At 39.3% G+C, this 26,713-nt stretch carries 36 protein-coding genes; 29 read left to right on the top strand and 7 right to left on the bottom strand.

Annotated features, from left to right (window positions below):
* Window positions 1–41: 41 nt before the first annotated feature.
* The 3 genes from trpS to ACUXZ4_RS00830 all read right to left on the bottom strand — a co-directional run bounded on the left by trpS (window position 42) and on the right by ACUXZ4_RS00830 (window position 2,186).
* Window positions 42–1,049, bottom strand: coding sequence for a tryptophan--tRNA ligase (gene trpS / locus ACUXZ4_RS00840; RefSeq protein ID WP_464973181.1), 1,008 nt, complete (start codon window positions 1,047–1,049; stop codon window positions 42–44).
* 68 nt (window positions 1,050–1,117) lie between these two features.
* Entirely contained in the window at window positions 1,118–1,792 is a 675-nt protein-coding gene (locus ACUXZ4_RS00835; protein ID WP_464973180.1) for a phosphoglycolate phosphatase, read from the bottom strand.
* Window positions 1,793–1,796: 4 nt separating this feature from the next.
* On the bottom strand, window positions 1,797–2,186 hold the full coding sequence (locus ACUXZ4_RS00830) for a RidA family protein (protein WP_464973179.1): 390 nt from the start codon (window positions 2,184–2,186) through the stop codon (window positions 1,797–1,799).
* A gap of 229 nt (window positions 2,187–2,415) precedes the next feature.
* On the opposite strand from ACUXZ4_RS00830, the gene ACUXZ4_RS00825 reads away from it, so the two are divergent.
* Window positions 2,416–2,961, top strand: a complete 546-nt coding sequence (locus ACUXZ4_RS00825; RefSeq protein ID WP_464973178.1) for an NADPH-dependent FMN reductase — start codon at window positions 2,416–2,418, stop codon at window positions 2,959–2,961.
* Between the two features lie 93 nt (window positions 2,962–3,054).
* On the opposite strand, the gene fabR is transcribed toward ACUXZ4_RS00825, so the two are convergent.
* Together fabR and oxyR are read right to left on the bottom strand one after the other, a co-directional pair.
* On the bottom strand, window positions 3,055–3,684 hold the full coding sequence (gene fabR, locus ACUXZ4_RS00820) for an HTH-type transcriptional repressor FabR (protein ID WP_464973177.1): 630 nt from the start codon (window positions 3,682–3,684) through the stop codon (window positions 3,055–3,057).
* Between the two features lie 2 nt (window positions 3,685–3,686).
* Window positions 3,687–4,589 (bottom strand): DNA-binding transcriptional regulator OxyR, encoded by a 903-nt coding sequence (gene oxyR / locus ACUXZ4_RS00815; protein ID WP_464973176.1) that lies wholly within the window; start codon window positions 4,587–4,589, stop codon window positions 3,687–3,689.
* Between the two features lie 115 nt (window positions 4,590–4,704).
* Between oxyR and ACUXZ4_RS00810 the strand changes: the two genes are divergently transcribed.
* Complete coding sequence (locus ACUXZ4_RS00810) at window positions 4,705–5,430, top strand: glutathione peroxidase (protein WP_464973175.1); 726 nt, start codon at window positions 4,705–4,707, stop codon at window positions 5,428–5,430.
* A gap of 51 nt (window positions 5,431–5,481) precedes the next feature.
* Here ACUXZ4_RS00810 and recQ read toward each other — a convergent pair whose 3' ends face one another.
* Together recQ and cyaY are read right to left on the bottom strand one after the other, a co-directional pair.
* Window positions 5,482–7,365 (bottom strand): DNA helicase RecQ, encoded by a 1,884-nt coding sequence (gene recQ, locus ACUXZ4_RS00805; protein WP_464973174.1) that lies wholly within the window; start codon window positions 7,363–7,365, stop codon window positions 5,482–5,484.
* Window positions 7,365–7,673: an iron donor protein CyaY gene (gene cyaY / locus ACUXZ4_RS00800; RefSeq protein ID WP_464973173.1), complete on the bottom strand. Its 309-nt coding sequence runs from the start codon at window positions 7,671–7,673 to the stop codon at window positions 7,365–7,367. The genes recQ and cyaY overlap by 1 nt, the downstream gene beginning before the upstream one ends.
* 131 nt (window positions 7,674–7,804) lie before the next feature.
* Between cyaY and lptM the strand changes: the two genes are divergently transcribed.
* From lptM to rpsH, 27 genes are all read left to right on the top strand, one after another.
* Entirely contained in the window at window positions 7,805–7,930 is a 126-nt protein-coding gene (gene lptM, locus ACUXZ4_RS00795; protein ID WP_464973963.1) for an LPS translocon maturation chaperone LptM, read from the top strand.
* Window positions 7,931–7,939: 9 nt separating this feature from the next.
* On the top strand, window positions 7,940–9,187 hold the full coding sequence (lysA, locus tag ACUXZ4_RS00790; protein WP_464973172.1) for a diaminopimelate decarboxylase: 1,248 nt from the start codon (window positions 7,940–7,942) through the stop codon (window positions 9,185–9,187).
* 8 nt (window positions 9,188–9,195) lie between these two features.
* The gene (gene murB, locus ACUXZ4_RS00785; protein ID WP_464973171.1) at window positions 9,196–10,221 is read left to right on the top strand and encodes a UDP-N-acetylmuramate dehydrogenase; all 1,026 of its coding nucleotides are present in this window, start codon (window positions 9,196–9,198) and stop codon (window positions 10,219–10,221) included.
* Between the two features lie 217 nt (window positions 10,222–10,438).
* Entirely contained in the window at window positions 10,439–10,519 is an 81-nt protein-coding gene (gene tnaC, locus ACUXZ4_RS00780) for a tryptophanase leader peptide (protein WP_464973962.1), read from the top strand.
* Window positions 10,520–10,621: 102 nt separating this feature from the next.
* The gene (gene tnaA / locus ACUXZ4_RS00775; RefSeq protein ID WP_464973170.1) at window positions 10,622–12,037 is read left to right on the top strand and encodes a tryptophanase; all 1,416 of its coding nucleotides are present in this window, start codon (window positions 10,622–10,624) and stop codon (window positions 12,035–12,037) included.
* A gap of 72 nt (window positions 12,038–12,109) precedes the next feature.
* On the top strand, window positions 12,110–13,336 hold the full coding sequence (locus ACUXZ4_RS00770; protein ID WP_464973169.1) for an aromatic amino acid transporter: 1,227 nt from the start codon (window positions 12,110–12,112) through the stop codon (window positions 13,334–13,336).
* A 290-nt stretch (window positions 13,337–13,626) separates the two neighbouring features.
* Window positions 13,627–14,592 (top strand): TAXI family TRAP transporter solute-binding subunit, encoded by a 966-nt coding sequence (locus ACUXZ4_RS00765; protein WP_464973168.1) that lies wholly within the window; start codon window positions 13,627–13,629, stop codon window positions 14,590–14,592.
* A 92-nt stretch (window positions 14,593–14,684) separates the two neighbouring features.
* A complete protein-coding gene (locus tag ACUXZ4_RS00760; RefSeq protein ID WP_464973167.1) occupies window positions 14,685–17,324 on the top strand; it encodes a TRAP transporter permease in 2,640 nt (879 codons plus the stop codon).
* Window positions 17,325–17,367: 43 nt separating this feature from the next.
* The gene (locus tag ACUXZ4_RS00755; RefSeq protein WP_464973166.1) at window positions 17,368–17,793 is read left to right on the top strand and encodes a universal stress protein; all 426 of its coding nucleotides are present in this window, start codon (window positions 17,368–17,370) and stop codon (window positions 17,791–17,793) included.
* A 9-nt stretch (window positions 17,794–17,802) separates the two neighbouring features.
* Window positions 17,803–18,117, top strand: coding sequence for a DUF2322 family protein (locus tag ACUXZ4_RS00750; protein WP_464973165.1), 315 nt, complete (start codon window positions 17,803–17,805; stop codon window positions 18,115–18,117).
* Between the two features lie 135 nt (window positions 18,118–18,252).
* Complete coding sequence (gene rpoH, locus ACUXZ4_RS00745) at window positions 18,253–19,098, top strand: RNA polymerase sigma factor RpoH (protein WP_464973164.1); 846 nt, start codon at window positions 18,253–18,255, stop codon at window positions 19,096–19,098.
* A gap of 319 nt (window positions 19,099–19,417) precedes the next feature.
* Window positions 19,418–19,729 (top strand): 30S ribosomal protein S10, encoded by a 312-nt coding sequence (rpsJ, locus tag ACUXZ4_RS00740; protein ID WP_001181005.1) that lies wholly within the window; start codon window positions 19,418–19,420, stop codon window positions 19,727–19,729.
* Window positions 19,730–19,745: 16 nt separating this feature from the next.
* Complete coding sequence (rplC, locus tag ACUXZ4_RS00735; RefSeq protein WP_464973163.1) at window positions 19,746–20,372, top strand: 50S ribosomal protein L3; 627 nt, start codon at window positions 19,746–19,748, stop codon at window positions 20,370–20,372.
* 14 nt (window positions 20,373–20,386) lie between these two features.
* The gene (rplD, locus tag ACUXZ4_RS00730; protein WP_115238911.1) at window positions 20,387–20,989 is read left to right on the top strand and encodes a 50S ribosomal protein L4; all 603 of its coding nucleotides are present in this window, start codon (window positions 20,387–20,389) and stop codon (window positions 20,987–20,989) included.
* Entirely contained in the window at window positions 20,986–21,291 is a 306-nt protein-coding gene (gene rplW / locus ACUXZ4_RS00725) for a 50S ribosomal protein L23 (RefSeq protein WP_464973162.1), read from the top strand. Before rplD ends, rplW begins: the two co-directional genes overlap by 4 nt.
* A 20-nt stretch (window positions 21,292–21,311) precedes the next feature.
* Window positions 21,312–22,133 carry a 50S ribosomal protein L2 gene (gene rplB, locus ACUXZ4_RS00720; protein ID WP_464973161.1) on the top strand — a complete coding sequence of 274 codons (822 nt, stop codon included), beginning with the start codon at window positions 21,312–21,314 and terminating at the stop codon, window positions 22,131–22,133.
* Window positions 22,134–22,158: 25 nt separating this feature from the next.
* Window positions 22,159–22,434: a 30S ribosomal protein S19 gene (rpsS, locus tag ACUXZ4_RS00715; RefSeq protein WP_005539416.1), complete on the top strand. Its 276-nt coding sequence runs from the start codon at window positions 22,159–22,161 to the stop codon at window positions 22,432–22,434.
* 10 nt (window positions 22,435–22,444) lie between these two features.
* Window positions 22,445–22,777, top strand: coding sequence for a 50S ribosomal protein L22 (gene rplV / locus ACUXZ4_RS00710; RefSeq protein ID WP_050692961.1), 333 nt, complete (start codon window positions 22,445–22,447; stop codon window positions 22,775–22,777).
* A 17-nt stretch (window positions 22,778–22,794) separates the two neighbouring features.
* Entirely contained in the window at window positions 22,795–23,502 is a 708-nt protein-coding gene (gene rpsC / locus ACUXZ4_RS00705; protein WP_464973160.1) for a 30S ribosomal protein S3, read from the top strand.
* Between the two features lie 13 nt (window positions 23,503–23,515).
* Window positions 23,516–23,926 carry a 50S ribosomal protein L16 gene (gene rplP, locus ACUXZ4_RS00700; protein WP_094946123.1) on the top strand — a complete coding sequence of 137 codons (411 nt, stop codon included), beginning with the start codon at window positions 23,516–23,518 and terminating at the stop codon, window positions 23,924–23,926.
* Entirely contained in the window at window positions 23,926–24,117 is a 192-nt protein-coding gene (gene rpmC, locus ACUXZ4_RS00695; protein WP_005706394.1) for a 50S ribosomal protein L29, read from the top strand. Before rplP ends, rpmC begins: the two co-directional genes overlap by 1 nt.
* The gene (gene rpsQ, locus ACUXZ4_RS00690) at window positions 24,117–24,371 is read left to right on the top strand and encodes a 30S ribosomal protein S17 (RefSeq protein WP_464973159.1); all 255 of its coding nucleotides are present in this window, start codon (window positions 24,117–24,119) and stop codon (window positions 24,369–24,371) included. Before rpmC ends, rpsQ begins: the two co-directional genes overlap by 1 nt.
* A gap of 328 nt (window positions 24,372–24,699) precedes the next feature.
* The gene (rplN, locus tag ACUXZ4_RS00685; protein WP_005548786.1) at window positions 24,700–25,071 is read left to right on the top strand and encodes a 50S ribosomal protein L14; all 372 of its coding nucleotides are present in this window, start codon (window positions 24,700–24,702) and stop codon (window positions 25,069–25,071) included.
* Window positions 25,072–25,083: 12 nt separating this feature from the next.
* On the top strand, window positions 25,084–25,395 hold the full coding sequence (gene rplX / locus ACUXZ4_RS00680; protein WP_464973158.1) for a 50S ribosomal protein L24: 312 nt from the start codon (window positions 25,084–25,086) through the stop codon (window positions 25,393–25,395).
* Between the two features lie 17 nt (window positions 25,396–25,412).
* Window positions 25,413–25,952, top strand: coding sequence for a 50S ribosomal protein L5 (gene rplE / locus ACUXZ4_RS00675; protein ID WP_464973157.1), 540 nt, complete (start codon window positions 25,413–25,415; stop codon window positions 25,950–25,952).
* 12 nt (window positions 25,953–25,964) lie between these two features.
* Window positions 25,965–26,270 (top strand): 30S ribosomal protein S14, encoded by a 306-nt coding sequence (gene rpsN, locus ACUXZ4_RS00670; protein WP_464973156.1) that lies wholly within the window; start codon window positions 25,965–25,967, stop codon window positions 26,268–26,270.
* 37 nt (window positions 26,271–26,307) lie between these two features.
* Window positions 26,308–26,700, top strand: coding sequence for a 30S ribosomal protein S8 (gene rpsH / locus ACUXZ4_RS00665; protein ID WP_464973155.1), 393 nt, complete (start codon window positions 26,308–26,310; stop codon window positions 26,698–26,700).
* Window positions 26,701–26,713 lie beyond the last annotated feature (13 nt).

Raw genomic sequence — 26,713 nt, 5'->3', positions numbered from 1 at the left:
TTATCACACGCCTTAGTTAGACCATTATTTGCTTTGAAAGTTTATTTGGCAGCCACAAAACCAACCGCATCATAGACTTTCGCTAATGTTTTTGCTGCACGTTCGCGTGCTTTACGTGCGCCTTCCGCAGCAATACGATTCAGTAATGCTTCGTCATTGCGATAATGGTGGAAACGTTGTTGTAATTCTGTCAACATTTTCACCACTTCTTCAGCTACTGCACCTTTCAAATGACCATACATTTTGCCTTCAAATTCTGCTTCTAATGCTGAAATTGGCTTATCGCTGATCACAGAAAGGATTTCCAACAAGTTGGATACGCCTGCTTTATTTTCTACGTCATAGCGCACAACAGGTGGCTCGTCGCTATCCGTCATTGCACGTTTGATTTTTTTCTCAACGGATTTTGGATCTTCCAACAAGGTAATCACATTATTGCGGTTATCATCGGATTTCGACATTTTTTTCGTCGGCTCCTGTAACGCCATAATTTTAGCGCCTGCTTTTGGAATAAAAGCTTCTGGGATCACAAATTGATCTTCACCATAAAGCGCATTGAAACGATTAGCAATATCACGCGTAATTTCTAAATGTTGACGTTGATCTTCACCAACAGGCACTTGATGGGCTTGATAAAGCAAAATATCCGCTGCCATTAATACTGGATAAGTGAAAAGACCCACATTGATATTGTCCGCATGCTTACTAGATTTATCTTTAAATTGCGTCATGCGCCCCATTTCACCGAAATAGGTGTAGCAATTTAAAATCCAAGCTAATTGGCTATGCTCAGGCACATGAGATTGAATGAAAATGGTGCTTTTTTCTGGATCAATCCCGCAAGCTAAATAGAGTGCAAGTACATCTAATGTGGCTTTGCGTAAAGTTGCGGGATCTTGGCGGACAGTGATTGCATGTAAATCCACGATACAAAATAGACATTCGTAGTCATCTTGCATTTTTGTCCATTGGCGTAGTGCGCCAAGATAGTTACCAATAGTGAGTTCGCCAGAGGGCTGTACGCCACTTAATACAACAGGTTTTGTCATTTGCTTATCCTTGATAAAAGAGGTGTCGCGAGTACGCCTATAAAAAATGGAATTTTTCCACCGCAGTTTTATACAATAGTTAAAATATCGGCAAAGTCTGAGAATACCCAATCAGGCTTGCTCTCCGCAATAGGAATATTGTAGTTATAGCCATAGGTTAATCCGACCGCTGCACAGCCTGCAGAATGAGCCGCAATAATGTCATTGCGTGAGTCTCCCACAAAGAGTATTTGATGTGGGTACAGCCCAAATTTGCCACATAAATAATACAATGGAGCTGGATGAGGCTTAATCGCCGGTAAGGACTGTCCACCTAAGGTTTCACTAAATAAATGATCGATACCAAAGGCTTTCAACACAGGTTGAACATGTTGCGTTGGCTTGTTGGTCACCACTGCTAAGATAAAACCTTGCGCTTTCAACTGTTCCAGCGTGGATTTGACATTTGGGTATAACTGACTGACATTGCAAATATTTTCGCCATAATAAACATTAAAACGTTGTTTTAATTGTTGCGTTTGTTGTTCTGTCAGATTGATTTGAGATTGTTGGCTTGCCCAATTTAATGCACGACTAATCAGTACATCAGCGCCATTGCCAATCCAAGTCAAGACCAATTCTTCATCCGCTTGCGGTAAGCCGAATTCTGCTAAGGCAGAGTTAACGGATAAGGCTAAATCGGGCAGGCTGTTGACCAACGTCCCATCTAAATCAAAACCAATTAATTTAAATTGTGATGACATAGGTTTATTTTCTCACTGCAATAGCTTCAATTTCAACGCCAACATCTTTTGGTAAACGAGCTACTTCCACGCAAGAACGTGCGGGGAAATTTGGATGATTATTTTCTTTAAAGAAACGCTCATATTCCGCATTGACGGCAGCGAAATGGTTTAAATCTTTCACAAATACCGTTGTTTTTACGATATCACCCACAGTTAAACCGGCTTGTTCAATAATGGCTTTGACATTTTCCAATGATTGACGCGCTTGTGCAACGATATCCGCTGGCACTTCGCCTGTCGCAGGATTAACAGGGATTTGCCCTGAAGTGAGAACTAAATTGCCTAAATCAACTGCTTGTACATAAGGGCCAATTGCAGCAGGTGCGTTATCAGTATGAATAATTTTTGTCATAATCCTCTCCTTTTGTTATCACTAAATTGTTCTACATTCTACACAAAAATCCTTAAAAAAACACCGCACTTTTCCGCATTTGTCGGCGAATTTGCCCATATCAATGATGTTATCTTGTCCATTATTTATTATTAGTTGAAAATGTATTAACGAAATTTGCGTTTGCCATTTTTGTGGAACGCGTTAGAATGAAAATCGAAAATCTCAACATAAGAAAAAGGAAAAGAATATGGCAAAACAAATTGCAGTGCTAGTGGGTAGTAATAGCAAAACATCATTAAGTAAAATTGTTGTCAACCATTTAAAACAAATCGCACCAGAAAGTCTTCAATTAAATGTGATTGAAATTGCAGACTTACCTTTATATGATCGCGATTTAGATGAAAATAGCCCAGAACAATACAAGCGTTTCCGTTCTGAAATTGCGGCTTCTGATGGTGTGTTATTTGTTGCACCAGAACACAACAGTGGCGTACCAGCAATGATTAAAAATGCAATCGATGTTGGCTCTCGTCCAATGGGTTCAAGCTTATGGCCAGGTAAACCTGCAGGTATTGTTTCTTTAGGCGGTTCAGGCGGTATTCGCACTGCAGATCAATTACGCGTTATTGCTGCTGGTGGTTTTATCAATATGCCAACCCTTCCTTTTGCAGCTAATATCAGTGGCATTTTCAGTGGCGTATTTAATGAACAAGGCGAAATTGCTTCTGATTCAGTGAAACAATTATTAGAGAACTTTATTAAAGCTTACGCTGATTTCGTTCAAAAATTCTAAGTCAGCTAATTGATAAAAGTGCGGTGGAAAATCAATAAGTTTTCACCGCACTTTTTGTTTGAACCTTTGCAAAAAGAACACATTGCAATTAGATTAATTTTTAACTTGCGAGAGTTTTTCCTTTTCAGCTGCGAATTGTGCGCCTTTGGCGATCATGCGTAATTGTAAAACCACTCGTTCTTTTAATTCTGCTCGTTCTTTTTTATCCATATCCAGTGCTTTTGACATGGCATTAAATGTGAGGGTAACGCTAGCTTCCGCTTGTACATAGCCCACATGACGCGAGTAATTGAATTTATAGGCAATAAATTCGCCTAATTCATCGGTGAAATGTTTAATCTCGCGTGAAACTGCGGTGCGAAAAAGCAAAGATGTGCCAGAGCTTTCGCGTAATAATAGGCGAAAAACATTGGGGCTGTTTTCGATAAATTCAAAAAAGGTGTCAATGGACACTTCAATCACACTGCCTCCGTTGCGCAGGCGTTTTTGTGCTTGGCGCATGAGTTGGCGTAAGGTTAAACCTGCTTCATCCACCATAATTAACCCCAATTCTTCCATATCTTTGAAATGACGATAGAAAGAGGTTGGCGCAATGCCGGCTTCGCGAGATACTTCACGCAAGCTTAGATTAGCGAAGTTTTTTTCAGCGGTAAGTTGGTTAAAGGCTGCGTTAATTAAGGCGCGGCGTGTTTTTTCTTTTTGGAGCGCTCGAATTCCTGCCATTTTTATTTCTCAACTAATATTGGCTTGATGGTATTTGCAATAGTTTGTGCAATTCGCTCATAGCGTTGGCGTAGCGGCGATCCGGGACGATAAATTAAGCTAATTGAGCGTGTCGGCTCGGGATCAGTACAAGGAATATAAGTAACACCTTGACGGTTTGCATCATGTAACATTGCAAGTTGAGGCATTAGAGTAATGCCCGCATTGGACGCCACCATATTGCGCAAAGTTTCTAGGCTGGTTGCTTGGAAATGGGTATCTTCTTTTGCGCCAGCGGTAAAGCAATAACCTAAGGCTTGATCGCGCAGACAATGTCCGTCGTCGAGCATTAAAATGGCTTTACCTTTTAATTCGGACAGTTTGATTTGTTTTTCTTTTGCCCAATGATGATGTTCAGAAACCGCCAACAGCATTTTTTCGTTGAAAATAGGCACATTGATAAATGGATCAGCTTCTTCTGCAGCGGCGACAATGGCGCAGTCTAATCGTCCACTTTCTAGTTGATCGACTAATTGAGCGGTTTGTGCTTCATAAAGGAAAAGTTCTAAATCCGGATATTCACGCTTTAATGTCGGCATAATATAAGGCAATAAATAAGGGCTGATGGTTGGAATGACACCAATGTGTAATGGCCCACTCATTTCTTTGCTTTGATTGCTTGCCATTTCGCGCAGTAATTTGACTTCTCTTAGGATGGTTTTCGCCTGTTCAACTAAGAGCAGGCCCGATTGGGTGAAAAGCACTTTACGGCTAGTACGTTCTAATAATATGGTGCCGAGTTCATCTTCTAACTTGCGAATTTGTCCACTTAACGTTGGCTGGCTGACATGACAAACTTCAGCTGCACGACGAAAATGTTTATATTCGGACAAGGCGACAAGATATTCTAAATCTCGGATATTCATACAAATCTCTTATTAATATGACCTAATCAATCGGGAGTAACAGTTTGTAACTATATCATAAAATTCGTTATAATCTCACGTGGAAAAACAACCTTAATAAAAATGGGAGATTATTATGTCAAATATGGAAGGGAAAAAAGTCCCTCAAGTTACATTCCATACTCGCCAAGGTGATGCTTGGGTTGATCTTACTTCTGCTGATTTATTCGATAATAAGACAGTAGTGCTTTTCTCATTGCCAGGCGCTTTTACTCCAACTTGTTCTTCAACGCATTTACCTCGTTATAACGAATTAGCTTGCGAATTCAAAGCGTTAGGTGTTGATGACATTATTTGTATGTCTGTGAATGATACCTTTGTAATGAACGCGTGGAAAATGGATCAAGAGTCTGAAAACATTACTGTTATTCCAGATGGTAACGGCGAGTTCACTGAAGGCATGGGCATGTTAGTGGGCAAAGAAGACTTAGGTTTTGGTAAACGTTCTTGGCGTTATTCTATGTTGGTGAAAAATGGTGTGGTAGAAAAAATGTTTATTGAGCCACAAGAGCCAGGCGATCCATTTAAGGTTTCTGATGCTGATACCATGATCAAATATTTGAAACCAGATTGGACTGCAAAACCTTCAGTTTCTATTATTACGAAACCAGGTTGCCCATTCTGTGCTAAAGCGAAAAACCTATTAAAAGAAAAAGGTTATACTTTTGAGGAAATCGTATTAGGTCGTGACGCGTCAACTATTTCTGTGCGTGCAATCACTGGCAAAACCAGCGTGCCACAAGTCTTTATTGGTGGTCAATATATTGGCGGCAGCGACGATTTAGAAAAACATTTCGCTTAATTTCGTCAAAACTTCCTTAAAATACACCGCACTTTTATTAGTGCGGTTTTTTTATTCACTCAGTTGTAATAGGTTGTTGGAAGCATTCAGATTGGCTTTATGCTGTTGAATAATTGCCATAAAGGGCTGGGCGAAACGTTCCCATTTAATATGACCAACACCATTAATTTGCAACATTTCAATTTTGCTCGTAGGCAAGTATCGAGCCATTTCTTGTAGAGTCGCGTCGCTAAATACAATATAAGGTGGGATATTTTCTTTATCCGCAATTTGTTTACGCAAAAAGCGTAAGCGAGCAAAGAGATCCTTGTCGTAATTGGTTACTGCGGCTTTTTGTGGTACGGCAATTGTCGTCATCGCTGAAAGGCGTGGTGTAGCAAGTTGTAATGTTTGTTGTCCAAGTAAAATAGCCCTTGCACTTTCAGTTAATTGAAGCTGAACGCCTACTTCATTCATGATTTGTTGGATAAAACCTAAATGAATTAATTGGCGAATGACGGATTGCCAATATTCTTTGGTTTTGTCTTTACCAACACCATAAACGCTCAGTTGATCGTGTTGATGTTCGCGAATTTTTTGATTATTCATGCCACGCATGACGGCAATAACATATTGCACGCCAAAACGTTGACCAGTTCGGTATATGGTCGACAGAATTTTTTGTGCATCAATAAGTGCATCGTATTTTTTCGGTGGATCGAGACAAATATCGCAGTTATTACAAGGTGTTTGCCGATTTTCGCCGAAGTAATTGAGTAATACCAAACGGCGACAAGTTTGGCTTTCAGCAAATTCGCCAATGGCTTCTAATTTATGTCGTTTAATATCACGTTGATTACTTTCAGGCTCTTCCATTAGCATTTTATAAAGCCAAGCGTAATCAGAAGGCTCATAAAAAAGAACTGCTTCCGCGGGCAAGTCATCACGCCCTGCGCGTCCTGTTTCTTGATAATAGGCTTCAATGCTACGAGAAAGATCAAAATGTGCCACAAATCGCACATTGGATTTATTAATACCCATACCAAAAGCAATAGTTGCCACAACAACTTGGATGTTATCGCGCTGGAAATCACTTTGTACACGTTCACGTTGTGCAATATCCATGCCAGCGTGGTAGAAATCGGCAGCAATACCACGTTTTTTCAATGCTTCTGTGATTTTTTCCGATTTATTACGACTGTTGCAATAGACGATGCCACTTTTTCCTTTTTGTGCCGCCACAAAATGACATAATTGCTCAATTGGTTTGAATTTTTCCACTAAGGTATAGCGAATATTGGCACGATCAAAGCTACCCACATATAAGTGCGGTTGATTTAAGTGCAGATTTTGCAGGATATCTTGTCGAGTTGTGCGATCTGCCGTTGCGGTCAATGCCATAATCGGCGCATTAGGAAAAGTTTTTTTGAGGTTACCTAACTGAATATATTCAGGACGAAAATCATGCCCCCATTGCGAAATACAATGGGCTTCATCAATCGCAATAAAACTTACATGACAATGGGAAATGAAACTGAAAAAACTGTTTGTCATGATTTTTTCAGGTGAAAGATAAAGCAATTTAAGTTGTCCTGAAATCGCTTTATTTTGCACCTGTTGTTGCTGTTCATAACTTTGTGTTGAATTGAGGTAATCTGCGGCAATGCCATTGGCAAGTAGTTGATCAACTTGATCTTTCATTAAAGAAATTAAGGGCGAAATAACGAGGGTCAAACCGCTGAAGCAAAGTGCAGGAATTTGATAGCACAGAGATTTCCCATTACCCGTTGCCATGACGATTAGACTGTCTTGTCCTTGTAATGCAGCATGAATGGCTTCTTCCTGCCCTTTGCGGAAGGATTGATAACCAAAAACCTGTTGTAGAACCTGCTGTGCTTGAGAAAGTGCGGTGAAATTTTGAGGATTTTTAACCGCACTTTCAGAGGAAAGGGACATTAAGAAAAGCTCACTTCTTCGCCATGTGCGGCGCAAGCTTCAGATAAGCAATCATAAAAGCGTTTGCCTTCAGCGTTGATCCAATCTTCATTTTGCCAAGCAAAGTGTAATCCGCCCAAACGACTTGCCAACCAGAGTTCTAACATAGCTTCTTGTTTGTTGATCACAATTTGTGAACGATTGCCGAAGGTCATGGTAAAAACAGAACCTTGACGCTCAAAATCGACATCGGCATCTTGTTCGTCGCATTGTTCTTCGATGTGATCCCAAACTTGTTCAATATTTTGGTGGAATTCAGCTAAGTTCATTTTGTATCCTTTTTTCTGCATTTTGAGCCTGAATTATAGAGATTTTTTGCGGTTAAGGGTAGCGATAAAATGAAACATTGCCTATAAAATAGTGTAGAATGCAAGAAAAGGTTTTTATACAGGACAGAATGATGAAAAAATTAATTTCTTTCGCAATTTTAACCGCACTTTGTGGCATGGTAGCAGCTTGTGGCGTGAAAGGACCTTTATATTTCCCACAAGAAAACAATCAAACGGAACAAACGCAGCAAAAATAGGGTTGATAAATGGATTTTTTTCAGTATCAAGGAAATCAGCTTTTTGCTGAAGCATTGCCTGTTAAGCAATTAGCGCAACAATTTGGCACACCGCTTTATATTTATTCAAAAGCCACATTGGAACGTCATTGGCACGCTTTTGATAAAGCGTTTGGCGATTATCCTCATTTGATTTGTTTTGCAGTGAAATCTAATTCAAATATTGCTGTATTACAAACCATGGCGAGATTGGGATCGGGATTTGATATTGTTTCCCAAGGCGAATTAGAACGCGTGTTAAAAGCGGGTGGCGAACCTCATAAAATTGTTTTTTCAGGTGTGGCAAAAACAGAAGCCGAAATTGAGCGAGCATTGCAAGTGGGTATTCGTTGCTTTAACGTCGAAAGTTTGCCTGAACTCTATCGTATTAATGATGTGGCGGGGGGATTAGGAAAAGTGGCGCCTATTTCCTTACGCGTGAATCCAGATGTGGATGCTCATACGCATCCTTATATTTCAACGGGTTTGAAAGAAAACAAATTTGGTGTGAGTGTTGAATTGGCATTGGATGTTTATCGCCAAGCAGCAAAATTACCACATATTAAAATAACGGGTATGGATTGCCATATTGGTTCACAACTCACTGAGTTACAACCTTTCTTAGATGCTACTGATCGTTTAATTGTGCTGATGGAACAGTTAAAACAAGAATGTATTGTATTGCAACATTTGGATCTCGGTGGTGGCTTAGGTGTGACCTATACTGATGAAACCCCACCTCATCCGACAGAATATGCCAAAGCATTATTAGAGAAACTAAAGGATTATCAACTTGAGATTATTCTGGAGCCAGGGCGTGCAATCACTGCTAATGCGGGTATTTTGGTGACAAAAGTGGAATACATTAAACGTAATGAAGATCGCCATTTTGCCATTGTTGATGCGGGTATGAATGATATGATTCGCCCTGCCTTATATAGTGCTTATATGAATATCGTTGAAATTGACCGCACTTTAGCGCGTTCAGCAGATACTTATGATGTTGTGGGACCGATTTGTGAAACCGCTGATTTCTTAGGTAAACAGCGAACTTTAGCCATTGAAGAAGGGGATTATCTTGCGCAACGTTCTGCGGGAGCTTATGGTGCAACCATGAGTTCAAACTATAATTCTCGTCCGCGCACCGCAGAAATTATGGTTGATGGCGATCAAGCTTTTGTTATTCGTCATCGTGAAAGCTATGAAAATTTATGGCAACTTGAACAATTATTGCCTTAAGGAGTCGTATGTTCAGTTTAAAAAAATACCATACCTTTGCTATTGATGCACAAGCAAAAAATATCGTGGAAATCACCGCACTTGAGCAAATTAAACAAGCTTGGGATGAAGCAAAAGCAAATAATCAACCTTTTCTATTTTTAGGTGAAGGCAGTAATGTCCTCTTTTTGCGTGATTTTGCTGGTACAGTTTGTGTCAATAAAATGAAAGGGATTATTCATGCACAAGATGAAGACTTCCATTATTTAGATGTTGCAGGTGGCGAGAATTGGCATAATTTAGTGCAATGGTCGTTACAGCAAGGCATAAAAGGGTTAGAAAATTTGGCTTTAATCCCTGGTTGTGCAGGCACCGCACCAATTCAAAATATTGGTGCTTATGGTGTCGAATTTAAAGATGTATGCGATTACGTTGACGTGCTGGATTTGGAAAAAAACGCGGTTTTTCGTTTAACGCGTGATGAATGTCAATTTGGCTATCGCGATAGTATTTTCAAACACCAATATGCTCATGGTTTTGTGGTGACAGCTGTTGGATTGAAATTAGCTAAACAGTGGAAACCTGTGCTTAAGTATGGCAGCCTTGCTAATCTTGATGAAAATACAGTTACTGCACAACAGATTTTTGATGAAGTTTGTGCGATGCGTCAAAGTAAATTACCTAATCCAAAAGAGTGGGGAAATGCTGGCAGTTTCTTTAAAAATCCTGTGGTGACACAACGTCAATTTAGCGATTTACAAGCCGAATATCCAAGCATACCGAACTATCCTCAAGCGGATGGCTTTGTAAAATTGGCTGCCGGTTGGTTGATTGATCAATGTAACTTAAAAGGTTACAGCGTTGGTGGTGCTGCAGTTCATCAAAATCAAGCGTTAGTCATTATTAACAAAGGAAATGCCACTGCGTTAGATGTGTTAGAATTAGCACATCATATTCGTCAAGCTGTCGCTGCTAAATTTGATGTGTATTTAGCACCAGAAGTGCGTTTCATTGGTGAAATGGGCGAAGTCAATGCGGAAAACGCTATTGTCTAATTGCTTTGAGTTGAAGATAAAAAGTGCGGTGAAATACACCGCACTTTTTTATTGTTATATATTCTACATTTAGTTTGTGAAGTGGCTCACAATTATGAATTAATCTCAGTGACAAAGTAAACGAATTCGATTATGTTTGTGGTGGCATTGTTAAGTGCAGTTGAGAAACAATGTGGAAATCATAAATTATGTCACCTCTTACTTAAAGGATAAGTTTATGTTGCCAATTTTGTCACCTAATCAAGTTTGGGTGCTAGTTGACCCAAAACTCTCGTTGTATTTTCCCATAATTGCCTAATCTTGTGCGAGTTACCGCTCGCGTTCTAAATATTTAATTTATAGTTATTTCAACAATATATAATTGTTGTGTCTTTTTATACCTATTTTAGAGGATTTAATTATGGAAAACTTTAAACATTTACCAGAACCATTCCGTATTCGTGTTATTGAACCTGTAAAACGCACAACGCGTGAATATCGTGAAGAAGCGATTTTGAGAGCAGGGATGAACCCGTTTTTATTAGATAGTGAAGACATTTTTATTGATTTACTCACCGATAGTGGTACAGGTGCAGTTACGCAAGATATGCAAGCTGCAATGTTGCGTGGCGATGAAGCCTATAGTGGTAGCCGTAGCTACTATGCCTTAGCAAATGCGGTAAAAGAAATTTTTGGTTATGAATATACGATTCCAACTCACCAAGGTCGTGGTGCTGAGCAAATCTATATTCCTGTTTTAATTAAAAAACGTGAGCAAGAAAAAGGCTTAGATCGTAGCAAAATGGTAGTATTCTCTAACTATTTCTTTGATACGACTCAAGGTCATAGCCAATTAAATGGCGCAACAGTTCGTAATGTCTATATTAAAGAAGCTTTTGATACCGGCGTTGAGCATGATTTTAAAGGTAACTTTGATTTAGAAAAATTAGAACAAGGTATCCAAGAAGTCGGCGCTAATAATATCCCTTATATTGTATGTACTATTACTTGTAACTCAGCAGGTGGTCAGCCAGTTTCTCTCGCAAATATGAAAGCCATGTATGAAATTGCGCGTAAATACGATATTCCTGTTGTGATGGATTCTGCACGTTTCGCTGAAAATGCTTATTTTATCCAACAACGTGAACCAGAATATAAAGACTGGACCATTGAACAAATTACCTATGAAAGCTACAAATATGCAGATGCCTTAGCGATGTCTGCGAAGAAAGATGCCATGGTGCCAATGGGTGGTTTACTCTGTTTCAAAGATAAATCAATGGAAGATGTGTACAATGAATGCCGCACCCTTTGCGTAGTACAAGAAGGTTTCCCAACTTATGGTGGTTTGGAAGGTGGCGCAATGGAGCGTTTGGCAGTTGGTTTACGCGATGGTATGCGTCAAGATTGGTTAGCTTACCGCATCAATCAAATTGAATATTTGGTTAATGGATTAGAAAAAATTGGTGTGGTTTGTCAGCAACCAGGTGGCCATGCTGCGTTTGTTGACGCAGGTAAATTATTACCACATATCCCAGCGGATCAATTCCCAGCTCAAGCATTAGCTTGTGAACTTTATAAAGTAGCGGGTATTCGTGCGGTGGAAATTGGTTCATTCTTATTAGGACGTGATCCAAAAACAGGTAAACAATTACCTTGCCCAGCTGAATTACTGCGTTTAACTATTCCACGTGCAACTTATACACAAACGCACATGGACTTTATTATTGAAGCTTTCCAACATGTACGTGATAATGCGAAAAATATCAAAGGCTTGACATTTACGTATGAGCCGAAAGTATTGCGCCATTTCACAGCACGCTTAACGGAAGTTTAATTAATTTACACCGCACTTTTTAATTAAAGTGCGGTCTTTTTTTATGGATTTTCTGAGATAAGGAAATAAATTATGAAAAAAACACCTTCCATTTTTGGCGGCGCTTGTATTATCGCCAGTGTTTGTGTTGGTGCTGGAATGTTAGGTTTACCTGCTTCTGGTGCTGGTGCATGGACAATTTGGTCAGTTCTAACTATTTGTTTAACGATGTTTGTGATGACCTTATCTGGCGGTTTGTTATTGGAAGCTTATAAACACTATGATTTGCGTGCTTCTTTTAATACTGTTACTAAGGATATGCTAGGTAATACAGCTAATATTATCAATAATTTAGCGGTTTATTTCGTAGGTGGTATTTTGCTCTATGCTTACACTACGGCGTCTGGCGGTATTTTATCTGGGCTTGCGGGTTCTTTTATTGAATTAGACTCTCGAATTTGGTCGATTATTTTTGTTTTAGTGTTTTCCTTATTCGTATGGCATTCCACACGCATTGTTGACCGCGTTTCAGTGATTTTGATCTTATTCATGGCGCTCTCTTTTGTGTTCAGCGTATTTGGCTTAACAGCAAATATCGATCTTGCCATTTTATTTGATACCAAAGGGACTGATTCCAATTATGCTATGTATGCCATGGGGTTATTGCCTGTTGCTTTAACTTCTTTTGGCTATCATCATTCCGTTTCTACCATGCGTGCTTATTATGCGGATGAACGAAAAGCAAAATTAGCTATTATGGGTGGTACAGGTATCGCATTGGCGTTATATTTGTTATGGGTGCTATCTATTTTTGGTAATTTATCTCGCGATCAATTCGCCCCTGTATTAGCACAAGGCGGAAACCTTGATGCCTTATTAGCGGCATTAGGCAATGTGGTTGAATCAAGCTCAATTAAACAAGCGATTAATGCGTTCTCCATTGCGGCGATTCTGTCTTCTTTTATTGGTGTGGGTTTAGGCGTGTTCGACTTCTTAGCGGATTTCTTTAAATTCGATAATACCAGAGTGGGTCGAACAAAATCTTGGGCAGTCACCTTCCTTCCTCCATTAATTTTATCTGTTGCCTTCCCATTAGGTTTCTTAAAAGCCATTGGTTATGCAGGTGCGGTAGCAACTATTTGGACCTGTATTATCCCAGCTTTATTAGCGAAGAAATCCCGCTCAATGCCAAATGGCGACAAAGGTTTTACCGTTTGTGGTGGTAATTTCATTATTGTATTAAGTATTGTGTTTGGTATTGTTACCGCAGCATTCCACTTCCTTGCAATGTTCGATGTATTGCCAGTATTTAAAGGTTAATCTCATCTAAATATGATCCTCGTAATCGCTTCTGGTGGTTACGAGGATTTTTCTTAAAATTAATCACTAAAGAGAGTAAAAGTATTCGAATTTTAACCGCGCTTTTTTGCGTTTTACGAAGAAAATAAACCATTAACTTGAAAGAAATTTAATCTTTTTGATAATAATTAATTTTAGTTTAATGTGAAAAATGTGTTGCAAGTTAATAAAAAGTTTAGTATATCTTGATATGTCTATCGAATTGATAGAATTGAACACAACAACTTATATCCTTTGGGGAGAATTATAATATGAAAAAAACATTAAAACTTTCTCTTATCGCAAGCGTGGCTATGGCAGCATTTAGTGCACAAGCTGCAGAAGAACAATTCATTACTATTGGTACGGGTGGACAAACTGGTGTGTATTATGTGGTTGGAACATCAATTTGTCAGTTAGTAAATCGTGATACAGCGAAAACCCATGTGAAATGTAATGCGCCTTCAACGGGTGCTTCTGTTGCTAACTTAAATGCAATTGCAGATAAACAAATGGATATGGGGATTGCCCAGTCAGACTGGCAATATCATGCATATAATGGAACAAGTTCATTCCAAGGCAAGAAAAATGATAAATTACGTGCCGTATTTTCATTACATGCTGAGCCATTCACTTTAATGGCGCGTGATGATTCTGGCATTAAAAGTTTTGATGATCTTAAAGGTAAACGTGTAAACGTTGGTGATCCAGGTTCAGGTACCAGAGCTACAATTAATGTGATTATGGCGGCAAAAGGCTGGACAGATAAAGATTATAAAGTCGCAGCTGAATTAAAACCGGCTGAAATGGCGTCTGCAATGTGTGATAATAACTTAGATGCGATTACTTATAACGTTGGTCACCCAAATGGTGCATTAAAAGAAGCCGCGGCTTCTTGTGATTCGCATTTAGTGTCTGTAACTGGTCCAGAAATTGATAAACTTGTTGAAGAACATTCTTATTATGCAAAAGCTGTGATTCCAGGTGGTTTATATAAAGGTACAGATAATCCAGTGGAAACCTTTGGTTCTTATGCAACGTTAGTGACTTCTGAAGAGGTATCTGCAGATAAAGTGTATGCGGTTGTGAAAGCGGTATTTGATAACTTTGAACGTTTTAAACGTTTACACCCTGCGTTTGCTAATCTAAAAGAACAAGAAATGATTACGAACGCCTTATCTGCTCCTTTACATGAAGGTGCTGCACGTTACTATAAAGAACGTGGTTGGTTAAAATAATCTTATGTAACAATAAGTTAAATTAATTTATTACACCCCGCACTCGCCCTGTGGGGTGTCTGTTTTGTTATTATTTGGGAAAATTTTTTATTATGTCAGCTCAATCAAAACATATTGATTATGATGATTTACAAGATATGGTGGCTTCCAATGATGCTGGTGGACGTAATCCTTCAGGGATGACGAAAAAGCTCATTGTTGTAACTGCTATTTTGTGGTCTTTATTTCAATTGTATTATACCTCGCCATTGCCGTTTTGGTTACAAGAGGTTTTAACGCACGCGGGAATTGACTTAACCGTTGTGGTAGATGATACAAAAGCGCGGTCATTTCATTTAGCATTTGCCTTGTTTTTGGCTTTCTTGTCTTTCCCTGCTTTTGCGACGTCGCCAAAACATCGCGTGCCACCTTTAGATTGGGTGTTTGCTATTGCGGGCGCGTTTCTTGGTGCTTATTATTTATTCTTCTATCAAGGCATAGTCAATCGTGTTGGTGCGCCTAATCTGCAAGATATTATTGCGGGTTGTATTGGTGTCCTTTTATTGTTAGAAGCAACTCGTCGTAGCCTTGGTTTACCTCTGGTAATTATTGCAGTTATCTTTTTACTCTATAATTTCTTTGGACAATTCTTACCAACAGATTGGTTGATCAGTCACCGTTCAGGATCGTTGTCACAAATGGTCAACCAACAATGGATTACCACTGAAGGTGTATTTGGTGTGGCATTAGGGGTATCAACCAAATATGTTTTCTTATTTGTCTTATTTGGTGCCTTGTTAGATAAAGCGGGTGCAGGTAACTATTTTATTAAAACAGCATTTGCTTATTTAGGACATTTAAATGGAGGTCCAGCGAAAGCAGCAGTTGTTTCTTCTGCTTTAACAGGATTAGTATCTGGTTCTTCTATTGCAAATGTGGTCACAACGGGTACATTCACCATTCCAATGATGAAACGTGTTGGCTTTTCAGCGGAAAAAGCGGGGGCAGTTGAGGTCGCTTCATCGGTAAACGGACAAATTATGCCACCAGTAATGGGGGCTGCAGCATTCTTAATGATTGAATATGTGAATATGCCATATAGTCAATTAATAACGCATGCATTTTTACCCGCACTTATTTCTTATATTTCATTAGTTTATATTGTTCACTTAGAAGCTTGTAAATTAGGATTAAAAGGGTTAGAGCGCGTTGATCCTGCACGTCCATTCTTAATGGTATTAATTCGCAGCCTAGGTTTCTTTTTAACCATGTGCATTCTCTATTTTGTATTAGATTTTGCGTTAGGCTGGTTGAAAGTGGTTGCACCAAATTATTCATTTTTAATTATTTGTGCTTTATTGGGCGTCGTTTATTTAGGATTAATTCGTCGTGTCGCGAAATTCCCTGATTTAGAACCTGATGATCCAAATGCAAAAATTGTGCGATTACCTTCAGCGAAACCGACAGTTAATGCAGGCTTACATTATTTATTACCTGTTGTGGTATTGATGTGGTGTTTAATGATTGAACGTTTATCTCCGGGACTTTCTGCTTTCTGGGGCATTATGGCGTTATCTTTCATTTTGGTTACACAACATGCGTTATTAAGTTGGTTCCGCGCTGAAAAAACAGATAAATCATCATTAATCAAACAAGGTGTTATGGAATTAGTTGATGGTTTAGAAGTTGGCGCACGCAATATGATTGGTATCGGTATTGCAACCGCAACTGCAGGTATTATTGTTGGGGTAGTTGCGTTAACTGGATTTGGCGTGCAGCTTGCTAACATTATTGAATTGCTCTCAATGGGTAACATTCTGTTAATGTTAATTTTGGTTGCGATGTTCAGCTTGGTTCTAGGAATGGGCTTGCCGACAACAGCGAACTATATCGTGGTGTCTTCGTTAATGGCGTTAGTGATTGTCGAAGTCGGTAAACAAAATGGCTTAATCGTACCTTTAATCGCAGTACATTTATTCGTGTTCTATTTCGGGATTATGGCGGATGTTACACCACCGGTTGGATTGGCTTCATTTGCCGCAGCTGCAATCTCTGGTGGTAGTCCAATTAAAACGGGGATGACTGCTTTCTATTACAGCTTACGTACTGCAATTTTACCGTTCTTATTTATTTTTAATACGGACTTATTGCTCATTGATGTCGGTTGGGCGAAAGGCACATTGGTGTTTATCATTGCTACCATTGGTATTATGGTGTTTACCGCCGCAAGTATGGGATATTTCTTCACTAAGAATAAACGTTGGGAAAGTGCGGTGTTAATTTTGGCTGCTTTTATGTTATTCCGTCCAGGTTTCTTTATGGAATACATTTCGCCAACCGCTCGTCATGTTGAACCAACTTATTTGCTCCAAGAGTTAGAGCATACACCTGTTGGGCAAAATATTATGCTGAAAGTCTCAGGGTTAAATCCTTATGGCAAAGAAATTCAATTCTATTCTCAACTTGCTGTGCCAGAAGGTGCAACAGGCGAAGATAGAGTGAAAGCGCTTGGTTTAACATTATTGGATACGGGTGAACAAATTGATATTGACGGTAAATTGTTACCGAAGATTTTAATTGATAACGTAGAAATTGATTCACCAGCGGCTAAAGCAGGTCTAAATTGGGATCAAACCATTATTGAAGTGGCGTTGCCAACACATTCATTAGCAAAAGAATGGATGTTTATTCCGGCCTTATTATTAGTGTTAGGTATTGTTTGGAATCAACGTCGTCGAATAAAGAATCAATAAAATCAGGCTAGCTATAAAGCTAGCCTAACGAAAAGGATAAATTATGTACAATAAACTTTTGATCGCCATTGATTTAAATGATTTAAAAAGTGCGAAATATGTGGTGGATACTTGTTTAGATATCACTGCTCATAATCCCGATGCAGTATATCGTGTTGTGACTATTATTGAGCCGATGGACGACAGTTTTATTTCCGCTTTCTTGCCGAAAAATTTTGATAAGTCAGTGGTAGAAGAAGCCAATAAAGCTTTGCACGATTTCACGCAATCTGCTTTTCCAGCTGGGGCAAAAGTACAGCACATTGTGGCACATGGCACCATTTATGAAGAAGTGAATCGCATAGCGCAAGAAAAATCAGTGGATTTAATTGTCATGTTAGCGAGCAGTAAATCGGGTGCAAAAGGATTAAGTTCAAATACGGTTAAAGTAGCGCGTAACAGTAATAAACCGATGTTAATTTTAAGATAAGGAATAAAAATGGATTTTAAAGCAAATTTAGCGACGTTGCCGGAAGTTACGCATTTGTCTGGCTTAAACGTGTTGGATAATAACAACCTCATTCATCATATTCCTGCTATGGAAGGCAAGCTAGGTTCGCTGCGTGTTTATAACGCTTTAGCGGAAGAATTTAACGGAAAATTAGACCGCACTTCTGCACAGAAAGGCTTGCAACTTTTTGCTGAACATACGGAAGATGCAAAACAAAATGCGGGTAAACACCCAAATATTGATTTGTTATTTAAGGTGATTGATCAAGGTTTAAACTATCAATTAGTGCCAGTAAAAGCGTAAATTTTAAATTTGCGACTGAACTTTTCAGATAATTGTTTTGTCTAATTTAACATAAAATTAGGAAGGTTTTGTACTTTCCGTTTTTTGTGTGATAATAGCAAGATGAGATGTTCATCTTAATTGAGAAGGAAGATAATGAACAAAGAAGCACAAATGATGTTAGTTCCGCAAGGTAATCTTGAAGGTTATATTCGAGCTGCCAATGAATATCCAATGCTAACTGCAGAGGAAGAGAAGGAATTAGCAGAACGTTTGTACTACAAAGAAGATTTAGATGCAGCAAAAGCATTAATTCTCAGTCATTTACGTTTTGTTATCCATGTTGCACGCGGTTATTCTGGCTATGGTTTACCACAAGCTGATTTGATTCAAGAAGGTAACATTGGTTTGATGAAAGCGGTTAAACGTTTCAATCCTGAAGTGGGGGTACGTTTAGTGTCTTTCGCAGTGCATTGGATTAAAGCAGAAATTCATGAATATGTGCTACGCAACTGGCGTATTGTGAAGGTCGCAACTACAAAAGCACAACGCAAGTTATTCTTTAATTTACGTAAAACCAAACAGCGTTTAGGTTGGTTTAGCGAAAATGAAGTAGATCTTGTTGCTAATGAATTAGGCGTAAGCAAAGAAGATGTCATTGAAATGGAAAGTAGAATGACGGGTGCTGATGTGGGCTTTGATTTACCGAATGATGATCATGAAGAAGAAAGTTTTGCCCCTTCTATGTATTTAGAAGATAAAAATTCTAACTTTGCTGCGGAACTTGAAAATGAAAATTTTGAAACCCAAGCAGTTGATCAACTCACTGCAGCAATGGAAAGCTTAGATGAACGTAGCCAAGATATTATCAAAGCACGTTGGCTAGATGAGAATAAAGCCACATTGCATGATTTAGCAGCGAAGTACAATATTTCAGCAGAACGTGTGCGTCAATTGGAAACTAACGCACTGAAAAAATTGAAAAGTGCGGTGAGTTTTTAATAAGTTTTTTAAAATGGAAAGCCGAGTTTAGCTCGGCTTTTTTTGTATAAAAAGAATTGAATTTAGATCGCACTTTTAAAATCGTGATTTATTTGCATAAAAAGCTTGCAAAGTGCGGTGAAATTCTATAGAATTTGCGAGCTTTAGGTTTGAAGCCGTTTAATGTAATCATTTATTAAACGTACTATTACGATATGTAATAGATAATAATGTTTCCGATTGGGAAACTAAATAGGTCTGCTGCACTTCCCTTTATTAAGAAGTTAAAGGTGATGGTGTCAGTTTTTTATTAGCTAAAATTTATTGGAGCTCTGGTCTAATGCAGAACCAAAGAATCCGTATCCGCTTAAAAGCTTTCGATCATCGTTTGATCGATCAATCTACTGCGGAGATCGTAGAAACAGCTAAACGTACTGGTGCACAAGTTCGTGGTCCGATTCCTTTACCAACTCGTAAAGAACGTTTCACCGTCTTGATTTCTCCACACGTAAATAAAGATGCGCGTGATCAATATGAAATCCGCACTCACAAACGTTTAGTTGATATTGTTGAGCCAACAGAAAAAACTGTTGATGCATTAATGCGTTTAGATTTGGCTGCCGGCGTTGACGTGCAGATCAGCCTAGGTTAATTAAGAGGTTATTACAATGATTGGTTTAGTCGGTCGTAAAGTTGGAATGACTCGCGTTTTCAATGAAGACGGTGTTTCAGTTCCAGTTACCGTAATCGAAATCGAAGCCAACCGTGTGACTCAAGTTAAAACTCTTGAAAACGATGGCTATACTGCAGTTCAAGTTACTACTGGCTCTAAAAAAGCAAGTCGTGTAACTAAGCCTGAAGCAGGTCATTTCGTGAAAGCAGGTGTTGAAGCTGGTCGCGGTTTATGGGAATTTCGTACTGAAGGTGAAGAATTCACTTTAGGTCAAGAAATTAATGTTGACATCTTCGCTGATGTTAAAAAAGTTGATGTTACTGGTACTTCTAAAGGTAAAGGTTTTGCTGGCGGTGTTAAACGCTGGAATTTCCGTACTCAAGATGCTACTCATGGTAACTCTTTATCACATCGTGTACTTGGTTCTATTGGTCAAAACCAAACACCAGGTCGTGTGTTTAAAGGTAAAAAAATGGCTGGACACTTAGGTGCTGAGCGTGTAACCGTTCAATCACTAGAAGTTGTTCGTGTTGATGTTGAGCGTAAATTATTATTAGTTAAAGGCGCTGTTCCAGGTGCAACTAATGGTGATGTTATCGTGAAACCAGCAGTTAAAGCGTAAGTCAGGAGATAGAGATGGAATTACAAGTTGTAGGTGCAAACGCACTAACTGTTTCTGAAACTACCTTCGGACGTGAGTTTAATGAAGCGTTAATCCACCAAGTAGTTGTTGCTTATGCAGCAGGTGCTCGTCAAGGTTCTCGTGCACAAAAAACTCGTGCTGAAGTGTCTGGTTCAGGTAAAAAACCTTGGCGTCAAAAAGGTACAGGTCGTGCTCGTTCAGGTGATATCAAATCACCAATCTGGCGTTCTGGTGGTGTGACTTTCGCAGCTAAACCACAAGATCACAGCCAAAAAGTGAACAAGAAAATGTACCGTGGTGCAATCAAAAGCATTCTTTCTGAATTAGTTCGTCAAGATCGTTTAGTGGTTGTTGAGAAATTCGAAATTGATGCACCAAAAACCAAAGTTTTAGTACAAAAATTAAAAGATATGGCGTTAACTGACGCTCTTATCATTACTGCAAGCTTAGATGAAAATCTATTCTTAGCTGCACGTAACTTATATAAAGTTGATGTGCGTGATGTTCAAGGTATCGACCCAGTAAGCTTAATCGCTTTCGATAAAGTGGTTGTTACTGTTGATGCAGTAAAACAAATTGAGGAGATGTTAGCATGATTCAACAAGAACGTTTGCTAAGCGTGTTAAAAGCACCTCACGTCTCTGAGAAAGCAACAAACAACGCTGAAAGCTCAAACACTATCGTATTTAAAGTTGCATTAGATGCAAACAAAGTTGAAATTGCAAATGCAGTTGAACAACTTTTCGAAGTGAAAGTAGATTCAGTTCGTACCGTTGTTGTTAAAGGTAAAACAAAACGCCGCGGTAACAAAATGGGTCGCCGCAGTGACTGGAAAAAAGCTTATGTTACTCTTCAAGATGGTCAATCACTTGACTTCATTGAAGGTGCAGCAGAGTAATTACGGAGGAGAAGAAATAAATGGCTATCGTTAAATGTAAGCCGACCTCCGCTGGTCGTCGTCACGTTGTTAAAATCGTGAACCCTGATTTACACAAGGGTAAACCTTACGCGCCTCTTTTAGATACTAAATCTAAAACTGGTGGTCGTAATAATTTCGGACGTATTACTACTCGCCATATTGGTGGTGGTCATAAACAACATTACCGTTTAATCGATTTCAAACGTAACAAGTTAGATATCCCAGCGGTTGTTGAGCGTCTTGAATATGATCCAAATCGTTCTGCAAATATTGCTTTAGTGCTTTATAAAGATGGTGAACGCCGTTATATCTTAGCACCTAAAGGTTTATCTGTAGGCGATACAATCCAAGCTGGTGTAAACTCGCCAATTAAAGTTGGTAACTCATTACCAATGCGTAATATCCCAGTTGGTTCGACAGTACATAACGTTGAATTAAAACCAGGTAAAGGCGGTCAAATCGCTCGTTCTGCTGGTGCGTATGTACAAATCATCGCTCGTGAAGGTAACTATGTTACTTTACGTCTTCGTTCAGGCGAAATGCGTAAAGTATTAGCTGAGTGTGTTGCAACTATCGGTGAAGTTGGTAACTCTGAACACATGTTGCGTGTACTAGGTAAAGCTGGTGCAAGCCGTTGGAGAGGTATCCGTCCTACCGTTCGTGGTACTGCAATGAACCCAGTAGATCACCCACATGGTGGTGGTGAAGGTCGTAACTTTGGTAAACACCCAGTAACACCTTGGGGCGTTCAAACTAAAGGTAAGAAAACTCGTCACAACAAACGTACTGATAAATTCATCGTACGTCGTCGTGGCAAATAATTTTAATTAATAAAGAGGATAAGCCATGCCACGTTCTCTCAAGAAGGGTCCTTTCCTTGACCTACACTTGTTGAAGAAGGTAGAGAAGGCGGTGGAAAGCGGGGATAAAAAACCAATCAAAACTTGGTCCCGTCGTTCAATGATCATTCCATCAATGATCGGATTGACCATCGCAGTCCATAATGGTCGTCAGCACGTTCCAGTTTATGTTTCTGATGAAATGATCGGTCATAAATTAGGTGAATTTGCACCGACTCGTACATACCGCGGTCACGCTGCGGATAAGAAAGCTAAGAAGTAAGAGGTAAAAGATGGAAACTATCGCAAAACATCGTTACGCTCGCACTTCAGCGCAAAAAGCTCGCTTAGTTGCGGATTTAATTCGTGGTAAGAAAGTTGCTCAAGCATTAGAAATCTTAACTTACACTAACAAAAAAGCAGCAGCTTTAGTGAAGAAAGTGCTTGAATCAGCTATTGCAAATGCAGAGCATAATGACGGTGCAGATATCGATGATCTTAAAGTAGCGAAGATCTTCGTTGATGAAGGTCCAAGCATGAAACGTGTAATGCCACGTGCTAAAGGTCGTGCAGATCGTATTTTAAAACGTACAAGCCACATCACAGTGGTTGTGTCAGATCGTTAATCAGTAGAGGAATAGCAATGGGTCAAAAAGTTCATCCACATGGTATTCGCCTAGGTATTGTTAAGCCTTGGAGCTCTACTTGGTTTGCGAATACACAAGATTTCGCATCTAACTTAGATGGCGATTTCAAAGTACGTCAATTCTTGAATAAAGAATTAGCGAATGCTTCAGTTTCACGTATCACTATTGAGCGTCCAGCGAAAAGCATCCGCGTAACAATTCACACAGCTCGTCCAGGTATCGTAATTGGTAAAAAAGGCGAAGATGTTGAGAAATTACGTAACGCAGTAGCGAAAATCGCAGGCGTTCCAGCACAAATCAACATTGCTGAAGTGAAAAAACCTGAATTAGATGCAAAATTAGTTGCAGACAGCATCGCTTCTCAATTAGAACGTCGTGTAATGTTCCGTCGTGCTATGAAACGTGCGGTACAAAACGCAATGCGTTTAGGTGCTAAAGGTATCAAAGTTGAAGTAAGCGGTCGTTTAGGTGGTGCAGAAATTGCACGTTCTGAGTGGTATCGTGAAGGTCGCGTACCATTACATACACTACGTGCGGACATCGATTATAACACTGCAGAAGCACATACTACATACGGCGTAATTGGCGTAAAAGTATGGATCTTCAAAGGTGAAATTCTTGGTGGAATGGCTGCAATTGCACAACAACCAGAACAACAACCAGCTGCGCCTAAAAAGGCACCACGCGGCAAAGGTCGTAAGTAAGGAGAACTGCTAAATGTTGCAACCAAAACGTACAAAATTCCGTAAAGTCCACAAAGGACGTAACCGCGGTATTGCTGGCGGTACAGAAGTTAGCTTCGGTACATTCGGCTTAAAAGCGGTGGGTCGCGGTCGTTTAACAGCTCGTCAAATCGAGTCAGCGCGTCGTGCAATGACACGTGCGGTTAAACGTCAAGGTAAAATCTGGATTCGTGTATTCCCAGACAAACCAATTACTGAAAAACCATTAGAAGTTCGTATGGGTAAAGGTAAAGGTAACGTGGAATACTGGGTAGCTCTTATCCAACCAGGTAAAGTACTTTATGAAATGGACGGAGTTTCAGAAGAAATCGCACGCAATGCATTTGCATTAGCTGCGGCGAAACTTCCAATTAAAACAACGTTCGTAACTAAGACGGTGATGTAATGAAAGCTCAAGAACTACGTAACAAAAATGTTGAAGAGCTGAACGCTGAGTTAGTGAACCTTTTAGGTGAACAATTCAAATTGCGTATGCAAGCAGCCACCGGTCAGCTTCAACAAACCCATCAGTTAAAACAAGTGCGTCGTAGCATTGCACAAGTAAAAACTGTATTAACCGAAAAGGCGGGTGAGTAATGACTGATAAAATTCGTAGCGTACAAGGTAAAGTTGTAAGCGACAAAATGGACAAATCGTTCGTTGTTGCGATTGAACGCAAGGTTAAACACCCACTTTATGGTAAGTTTATCCGTCGTACAACAAAACTTCACGTACATGATGAAAACAACGAAGCTAAATTAGGTGATGTAGTAGAGGTGCGCGAATGTCGCCCTATCTCTAAAACAAAATCATGGACTTTAGTTCGTGTTGTTGAAAAAGCGGTAATCTAATTTTATTAGTTAAAGCTTAATCAAAATTGAAAGCCAAGGGCATTGCTCTTGGCTTTTTTGTTTTTATAAAAGTGCGGTGAAAAAAGTCAATGCTTTTGACAGCGTTTTTTCAAAGAAATATACTCTTTCTACTTGTTATTGAAATAACAAACACATGTCTAATTTAGCTATCATCTTTGACTTGGAATTTATATTTTCTTTCAATACTAATTCTCTTCAAAAAACTGTTGCTATTGATGGTTTATTTGTGCTAAACTCCGCGAACTATTTACATTGGGTAAATAGGGTCGTCCCGAAAGGGTGTTATTAATTTTAGCGGAGTACTAAGATGATCCAAGAACAGACTATGCTGGATGTTGCTGATAACTCAGGCGCTCGCAGTGTAATGTGTATCAAGGTTCTAGGTGGATCGCACCGTCGTTACGCTGCTATTGGTGATATCATCAAAATTACTGTGAAAGAAGCAATTCCTCGCGGTAAAGTTAAAAAAGGTGATGTATTAAAAGCAGTTGTTGTGCGCACCAAGAAGGGTGTTCGTCGCCCAGATGGATCAGTCATTCGCTTCGATGGTAATGCATGTGTAATTTTAAACAATAACACAGAGCAACCAATCGGTACTCGTATTTTTGGACCGGTGACTCGTGAACTTCGTTCTGAGAAGTTTATGAAAATCATCTCTTTAGCGCCAGAAGTACTGTAAGGAGAAGTGTAAATGGCTGCAAAAATTCGTCAAAATGATGAAGTAATCGTACTTGCTGGTAAAGATAAAGGCAAGCGCGGTAAGGTAACTAAAGTGTTACCAAACGGTAAAGTTGTTGTTGAAGGTGTTAAAATCATCACTAAACATGAAAAACCAGTTCCTGCATTAGGCAAGGAAGGTGGCTTAGTGAAGAAAGAAGCTGCAATTGATGTTTCAAACGTTGCAATTTTCAACCCAAAAACAAACAAAGCAGACCGTGTAGGTTTTAGATTTGAAGACGGTAAAAAAGTACGTTTCTTCAAGTCTAATAATGAAATTATTTAACAAACTGGAGTAATGCGATGGCGAAACTGCATGATTACTACAGAGATCAAGTAGTTAATGAATTAAAAAATAAATTCAACTACGCATCTGTCATGCAAGTCCCACGAATCGAAAAGATTACCCTGAATATGGGTGTGGGTGAAGCATTGACCGACAAGAAATTGCTAGATAATGCAGTAGCAGATTTAGCAGCGATCAGCGGTCAAAAACCTTTAATTACAAAAGCACGCAAATCTGTTGCAGGCTTTAAAATCCGTCAGGGATATCCAATCGGTTGTAAAGTAACACTACGTGGCGAACGTATGTGGGAGTTCTTAGAACGTTTAATTACAATTGCTGTTCCACGTATTCGTGACTTCCGCGGTTTAAGCGCGAAATCATTTGATGGTCGTGGTAACTACAGCATGGGTGTGCGTGAGCAAATCATCTTCCCTGAAATCGATTATGATAAAGTGGATCGTGTACGTGGTTTAGATATTACTATCACTACCACAGCGAAAAATGATGAAGAAGGTCAAGCACTACTCGCTGCCTTTAATTTCCCATTCCGTAAGTAAGGCAGGTTATAGATGGCTAAACAATCAATGAAAGCACGCGATGTAAAACGCGTTAAATTGGCTGAAAAATTCTATGCTAAACGTGTAGAGTTGAAAAAAATCATTTCTGACGTAAATGCTTCTGCGGAAGATCGTTGGAGTGCGGTATTAAAATTACAAACTTTACCGCGTGATTCAAGCCCAAGCCGCCAACGTAACCGTTGCCGCCAAACTGGTCGTCCTCATGGAGTTCTTCGTAAGTTTGGTTTAAGCCGTATTAAGGTACGTGAAGCTGCAATGCGTGGCGAAATCCCAGGCCTTAAAAAAGCAAGTTGGTAATTTACCACTTTAATTTGGAATCGGAGAATAAAGCACAATGAGTATGCAAGATCCTATCGCAGATATGTTGACCCGTATTCGTAACGGTCAAGCTGCGAATAAAGTTGCGATCAGTATGCCTTCATCCAAGCTAAAAGTGGCAATTGCCAATGTATTAGCTGAAGAAGGTTATGTTGAAAGCGTTAAAGTTTTAGATGGTGTTAAACCAGAATTGGAAATTACTTTAAAATATTTCCAAGGTAAACCAGTTGTAGAAAGTATTCAACGTGTGAGCCGCCCAGGTTTACGTATTTATAAACGTAAAGATGAATTACCAAAAGTAATGGGTGGTTTAGGTGTTGCTGTTGTTTCTACATCTAAAGGTGTGATGACTGACCGTAAAGCTCGTCAAGAGGGCTTAGGCGGTGAAATCATCTGTTATGTAGCTTAATAGAGAGGTAGGA

It is taken from the genome of Reella acinonychis, assembly GCF_052828705.1.
This window is presented reverse-complemented; position numbering and strand designations above follow the sequence as displayed.

Coding starts and splice junctions, on each gene's coding strand:
- tnaA (WP_464973170.1), top strand. CDS start 10,622: ATGGAAAACTTTAAACATTTACCAGAACCATTCCGTATTCGTGTTATT.
- rpsQ (WP_464973159.1), top strand. CDS start 24,117: ATGACTGATAAAATTCGTAGCGTACAAGGTAAAGTTGTAAGCGACAAA.
- rplW (WP_464973162.1), top strand. CDS start 20,986: ATGATTCAACAAGAACGTTTGCTAAGCGTGTTAAAAGCACCTCACGTC.
- rplB (WP_464973161.1), top strand. CDS start 21,312: ATGGCTATCGTTAAATGTAAGCCGACCTCCGCTGGTCGTCGTCACGTT.
- fabR (WP_464973177.1), bottom strand. CDS start 3,684: ATGGCAGGAATTCGAGCGCTCCAAAAAGAAAAAACACGCCGCGCCTTA.
- ACUXZ4_RS00750 (WP_464973165.1), top strand. CDS start 17,803: ATGGATTTTAAAGCAAATTTAGCGACGTTGCCGGAAGTTACGCATTTG.
- ACUXZ4_RS00830 (WP_464973179.1), bottom strand. CDS start 2,186: ATGACAAAAATTATTCATACTGATAACGCACCTGCTGCAATTGGCCCT.
- rplE (WP_464973157.1), top strand. CDS start 25,413: ATGGCGAAACTGCATGATTACTACAGAGATCAAGTAGTTAATGAATTA.
- rplX (WP_464973158.1), top strand. CDS start 25,084: ATGGCTGCAAAAATTCGTCAAAATGATGAAGTAATCGTACTTGCTGGT.
- rpsH (WP_464973155.1), top strand. CDS start 26,308: ATGAGTATGCAAGATCCTATCGCAGATATGTTGACCCGTATTCGTAAC.
- trpS (WP_464973181.1), bottom strand. CDS start 1,049: ATGACAAAACCTGTTGTATTAAGTGGCGTACAGCCCTCTGGCGAACTC.
- ACUXZ4_RS00810 (WP_464973175.1), top strand. CDS start 4,705: ATGTCAAATATGGAAGGGAAAAAAGTCCCTCAAGTTACATTCCATACT.
- rplD (WP_115238911.1), top strand. CDS start 20,387: ATGGAATTACAAGTTGTAGGTGCAAACGCACTAACTGTTTCTGAAACT.
- ACUXZ4_RS00825 (WP_464973178.1), top strand. CDS start 2,416: ATGGCAAAACAAATTGCAGTGCTAGTGGGTAGTAATAGCAAAACATCA.
- rpoH (WP_464973164.1), top strand. CDS start 18,253: ATGAACAAAGAAGCACAAATGATGTTAGTTCCGCAAGGTAATCTTGAA.
- lysA (WP_464973172.1), top strand. CDS start 7,940: ATGGATTTTTTTCAGTATCAAGGAAATCAGCTTTTTGCTGAAGCATTG.
- rpsJ (WP_001181005.1), top strand. CDS start 19,418: ATGCAGAACCAAAGAATCCGTATCCGCTTAAAAGCTTTCGATCATCGT.
- rplV (WP_050692961.1), top strand. CDS start 22,445: ATGGAAACTATCGCAAAACATCGTTACGCTCGCACTTCAGCGCAAAAA.
- cyaY (WP_464973173.1), bottom strand. CDS start 7,673: ATGAACTTAGCTGAATTCCACCAAAATATTGAACAAGTTTGGGATCAC.
- recQ (WP_464973174.1), bottom strand. CDS start 7,365: ATGTCCCTTTCCTCTGAAAGTGCGGTTAAAAATCCTCAAAATTTCACC.
- ACUXZ4_RS00770 (WP_464973169.1), top strand. CDS start 12,110: ATGAAAAAAACACCTTCCATTTTTGGCGGCGCTTGTATTATCGCCAGT.
- murB (WP_464973171.1), top strand. CDS start 9,196: ATGTTCAGTTTAAAAAAATACCATACCTTTGCTATTGATGCACAAGCA.
- ACUXZ4_RS00755 (WP_464973166.1), top strand. CDS start 17,368: ATGTACAATAAACTTTTGATCGCCATTGATTTAAATGATTTAAAAAGT.
- ACUXZ4_RS00765 (WP_464973168.1), top strand. CDS start 13,627: ATGAAAAAAACATTAAAACTTTCTCTTATCGCAAGCGTGGCTATGGCA.
- rpsC (WP_464973160.1), top strand. CDS start 22,795: ATGGGTCAAAAAGTTCATCCACATGGTATTCGCCTAGGTATTGTTAAG.
- rpsN (WP_464973156.1), top strand. CDS start 25,965: ATGGCTAAACAATCAATGAAAGCACGCGATGTAAAACGCGTTAAATTG.
- tnaC (WP_464973962.1), top strand. CDS start 10,439: ATGTTGCCAATTTTGTCACCTAATCAAGTTTGGGTGCTAGTTGACCCA.
- rpsS (WP_005539416.1), top strand. CDS start 22,159: ATGCCACGTTCTCTCAAGAAGGGTCCTTTCCTTGACCTACACTTGTTG.
- oxyR (WP_464973176.1), bottom strand. CDS start 4,589: ATGAATATCCGAGATTTAGAATATCTTGTCGCCTTGTCCGAATATAAA.
- rpmC (WP_005706394.1), top strand. CDS start 23,926: ATGAAAGCTCAAGAACTACGTAACAAAAATGTTGAAGAGCTGAACGCT.
- lptM (WP_464973963.1), top strand. CDS start 7,805: ATGAAAAAATTAATTTCTTTCGCAATTTTAACCGCACTTTGTGGCATG.
- ACUXZ4_RS00835 (WP_464973180.1), bottom strand. CDS start 1,792: ATGTCATCACAATTTAAATTAATTGGTTTTGATTTAGATGGGACGTTG.
- rplP (WP_094946123.1), top strand. CDS start 23,516: ATGTTGCAACCAAAACGTACAAAATTCCGTAAAGTCCACAAAGGACGT.
- ACUXZ4_RS00760 (WP_464973167.1), top strand. CDS start 14,685: ATGTCAGCTCAATCAAAACATATTGATTATGATGATTTACAAGATATG.
- rplC (WP_464973163.1), top strand. CDS start 19,746: ATGATTGGTTTAGTCGGTCGTAAAGTTGGAATGACTCGCGTTTTCAAT.
- rplN (WP_005548786.1), top strand. CDS start 24,700: ATGATCCAAGAACAGACTATGCTGGATGTTGCTGATAACTCAGGCGCT.